Source organism: Mycobacterium sp. WUMAC-067 (assembly GCF_020217485.1).
Classification (GTDB): Bacteria; Actinomycetota; Actinomycetes; order Mycobacteriales; family Mycobacteriaceae; genus Mycobacterium.
In genome coordinates this window covers 1-3,702 of the sequence record NZ_JAEKMI010000117.1, presented here as the reverse complement: position 1 = coordinate 3,702, position 3,702 = coordinate 1, and the positions used below count along the sequence as shown (strand labels likewise).

The 3,702-nt window shown below is 64.7% G+C and carries 4 protein-coding genes and 1 pseudogene; 2 read left to right on the top strand and 3 right to left on the bottom strand.

Annotated elements, in window-relative coordinates; genetic code table 11:
* The first annotated feature begins 10 nt into the window (after positions 1-10).
* On the top strand, positions 11-238 hold the full coding sequence (locus tag JF781_RS27560) for a hypothetical protein (protein WP_374109799.1): 228 nt from the start codon (positions 11-13) through the stop codon (positions 236-238).
* A gap of 378 nt (positions 239-616) precedes the next feature.
* On the opposite strand, the gene JF781_RS27555 is transcribed toward JF781_RS27560, so the two are convergent.
* From JF781_RS27555 to JF781_RS27545, 3 genes are all read right to left on the bottom strand, one after another.
* Positions 617-952 carry a zf-TFIIB domain-containing protein gene (locus JF781_RS27555; RefSeq protein ID WP_014942886.1) on the bottom strand — a complete coding sequence of 112 codons (336 nt, stop codon included), beginning with the start codon at positions 950-952 and terminating at the stop codon, positions 617-619.
* 122 nt (positions 953-1,074) lie between these two features.
* On the bottom strand, positions 1,075-1,812 hold the full coding sequence (locus tag JF781_RS27550; protein ID WP_008260692.1) for a DUF1275 family protein: 738 nt from the start codon (positions 1,810-1,812) through the stop codon (positions 1,075-1,077).
* Between the two features lie 330 nt (positions 1,813-2,142).
* Positions 2,143-2,796 carry a cation transporter gene (locus JF781_RS27545; RefSeq protein ID WP_043955849.1) on the bottom strand — a complete coding sequence of 218 codons (654 nt, stop codon included), beginning with the start codon at positions 2,794-2,796 and terminating at the stop codon, positions 2,143-2,145.
* A 610-nt stretch (positions 2,797-3,406) separates the two neighbouring features.
* Between JF781_RS27545 and JF781_RS27540 the strand changes: the two are divergent.
* A pseudogene (locus JF781_RS27540) lies at positions 3,407-3,702 on the top strand (hypothetical protein); the annotation flags it as partial.

The window sequence follows — 3,702 nt, the reverse complement described above, 5'->3', positions numbered from 1 at the left end:
GGCGTTGTCGGTGCCCCAAACCTGGGCATCGGCGGCCCCAGCAATGAGTTCTGCCGCGACGGCGCTGCCCAGCACCAGCCTGGCCACTGCCCCAGGAGCCACAACGGGGGCTCCCGCAAGCATGCTCGGCGCGCCGCTGGCAACGATGGCCGGGCGCGGCATAGGCAACGTCGGCGAAACCGACCTCCGGTTCATGCCCCGCCTGACAGTGCTACCACCCTCGACGACCCTCGGATAACAAAGGAGGAACACCACACCGCCGTAGTCCGGGGCTGTGGCCATATCGAGCAGAAGTGTGGGGTCCCGCCGCACCGCTTCATCTCACATGTGTTAAAAGATGACTCGAGGGGACGCCAGGTCGCGATCGTGAAACGGACCGACACCGTCGCACCGAAAAACGTCAAGCTACGCTGCGATCCGCGCCGCACACAGACGACCCGTTGCGGCGATTTACAAATCAATGCCAGGATCGCGCCGCTCAGATCCTGGGCACGCCGGCGCTGAGTTGGCTGAATTGACTAATTCAAGAACAACCCAGCATGGCATCAGTTACGGCGGACGCTACCGGTAGCAGACCACGACCAATCCTTAACCGGACCGCGTCAACACATCAATGTCAGTGATGTCCGCCGCGATATCCTCCGTGGCGACCACCGTAATAGCCTTCTCCGAACAATCCACCCAAAAATCCTCTAGGGCGGGGATTTTCGACGTACGCGGGCTGCGCTGGGTACTGCGCAGGCGCATACCCTCCCGGCGGTGGCGCGGGTTGGGGTGGCTGTTGGGCGGCGTAGAACTTGGCCTCGGCCTCGGAGAGTTGCTCTAGTTCGCCCCGGTCCAGGAAGACGCCGCCGCAACCCGTGCACTGATCGATCGTCACGCCGAAGCGCTGCACCGGCAGCATCTGCGACACACACCGCGGACACAGCAGCGTTGACTCTTTGGCCTCCATTGATCCGCGCTCGTCTGCCATTTGGACCTCCCTAATCAGGCAACGGCGATGCCTTACCCGCCCAGACTAACAAACTATAAACGCATGCGCATATACGAATGCGCATGGCTTGGGCTCCGCGGTTACCCCGCCGTCGCCTGATCAGCAAGGGAGCGATGCGAGCGCTCGGGGGCCGATATCGCGCGGGCCAATCGGGTGCTGCGCCGCCGGCTATACAGCAGGCTGGCTATCGCGACAGCCAGGCAGGCGGCAGCTGGAAGAAGCAGTGCGTTGTGGCCCAACCGGCCGCCAATGAGGGCGCCCGTCGCGCCGCCGCCGACGAATAGCACCACGGTCGTCGTGAGCACCGCGGCCTTCCACTTGTCCATCCCGTGGCGGCGGCTGCGGCCCAGTATCAATCCGAGGTCGGTGATGGTGCCGGTGAAGTGCGTTGTGCGGATTGCCATCCCGGGCGAGTTCGAGGTCATCGCGTTTTGCAGCCCGCACGCGGCCGCAGCCAGCAGCGCCTTGAACCCGGGAATCTCGATACCGGCTGCGGCCAACAGCAGCGCGGCCTCGGCGAGCAGGACCGCGGCGTGGCGCGCACTGGTGTGGGTTTGCACCGGCGCCAGTACAGCGCCGGCCCCGGCGGCTCCGGCCAGAAATCCGCCTACGATCAGTGCGATCATGCAGCTCTCGTACAGCAGCGGATTGGCTGAATCCATGCCCAGCTGGGTGCTCAACGCGGTCAGGTTGCCCACCGGAAACGCCAAGACCAGCAGCGCCACCGAATTGATGAATCCGGCAACCCCGGCCAGCAGCCCGTTGTAGCCGAGCACCAGCGCCCGCAGGCGCGTCTCACGGGTTGGCGTGTCCGGCATGTCTTTCCTGTCCGGTGATAGGCGGTGGCACAACGCTACCAAGACCGCGTTAAGAGAAGTCGCCTCCGCCCAACGCTGCTGCCCGAGAAAACCTATAAAATTTCGGATTGGGGGCCACTGCTGGCGCCATCACAACTGCCAGTCGCCATGGTTGTTCGACATGGGAGGTGCCCGCATAGCGGGCCCATTGGTGAACGCGAGTTATGGAGTAGTCCCAAAGGCGGGGGTGGTCAGCGATCCGGCACAACCACGGCCGATGGCGGAGGTCACCAGCAGCCGCCTGCCCCATCCCCCCGCGGCTGACGGTGCTCGCTGACGTGTCGTTCTGATTCAACATCCACAGTCCTCGCCGCGCCAGGCTCGAATGCCTTGCCACACGGCGACCGCGGCGATCGCAAGCCCGATCGCCGGATCAAACCACCAGCTCCCCGGCCAGTGGGCAGTTACCGCCAGGCCGACCAACACCGCGGCGGCCTGGGCCGCACAAAGATAGTTCTGGGTACCTTCGCCAGCGGTGGCCGGCGAGCCCAGCCGGACGGCGAGTTGCTTTTTGGCCCGGCCGAGGATAGGCATCGCCAACAAGGTAGCGGCCGTCAACACGATACCGATCATCGACGTCTCAGCGTGGTGCCCACCAGCGAGGTGCCGAATAGATTCGGCGGCGATGTAGGGGGCTGTCAGCCAAAACGACACCGCAACACCGTGCTGGGCGCGCCGTTCGGCGGTCTCGGACAGAGTCCGCGAGCCGGTGAACCGCCACGCCACCATCGCGCTGGCCAAGCCCTCTGGCGCGCTGCTTAGCGCCCACCCAGTCAGTGCGATAGACCCGACCGCCAGGCCCTGCCACAGCCCCACGACACCCTCGGTGAGCATCGCGATCAGGCTGACCCAGGCCAGACGCCGCGCCCAACGCGCGGCGCGATGCCATTCCCCGTCCCGCGCCAGAGACGTCTGCCCGACGTGCGTGGACTCCGCGCAGCACAGATCATCTGCAAGCTCGGTGGGATCGCCGACTGGACGGAAACTACTCACGAGGTTGGCTCCGTTAGCCAGCCGTCCGCGCCGCAGCTCGGGCACAAACCCACCGCATGGCCCATCACGGCCGACACGGCCCCCGAATAGCTGAGCCCATCAGCGAATGAGTGCTGCATCAACCGGGACAACAAAGTCAGCCCCGGTGGATCGGACACCGCCACGCCTCGGAGATGTAGGCAAACAGCGCATATCGATATCACCGACCGCTCCAAAACCACCAGCTGCAACTCATTAATAGACTGCAACATTTGCACTGGGCCATCTTATAGCCGGCGCGCAACCGCCCCGGCACCGCCACACTGTGACGGCTTCCGTTGAATTTGCGCAACATGGTGCGCGCACGCTCACTCCCATCCCGGGGTTCTGCGGTGGTAAACATCGAGGTCTCAGATGGCAGTGCTGATCCCGGTGCGGAGTTCTCAGCCCTGGCGTGGCGCGGTGGACTCCGATGAGGTGACGATGTGGCGCATCCAACCAGCACTCGCCGTGTGCCCGGTTTGCGGATCCTTAACGCGAATCCTTCTAGGCCCAAAGTAAGCGGGCACATTCATGACTTATCACTAACCTCAAGGCTTTGTGCCGGACGCATCATTTGGTGAAAACGTTTTGGGGCTGGCGCGACCAGCAACTGCCCGACGGCACGCTGATCTGGACCTCCCCGGCCGGGCAGACTTATGTGAGCACCCCGGGCAGCGCCCTGCTGTTTCCCAGCCTGTGCGCACCCACCGCCGAACTGCCCGCCCCGGCGCCAAGACCCCAACCCTGCGCCGACCGTGCCGCGATGATGCCCCAACGCCGCCGCACCCGCACCCAAGACCGCGCCACCCGCATCGCCACCGAACGCAAACACAACCG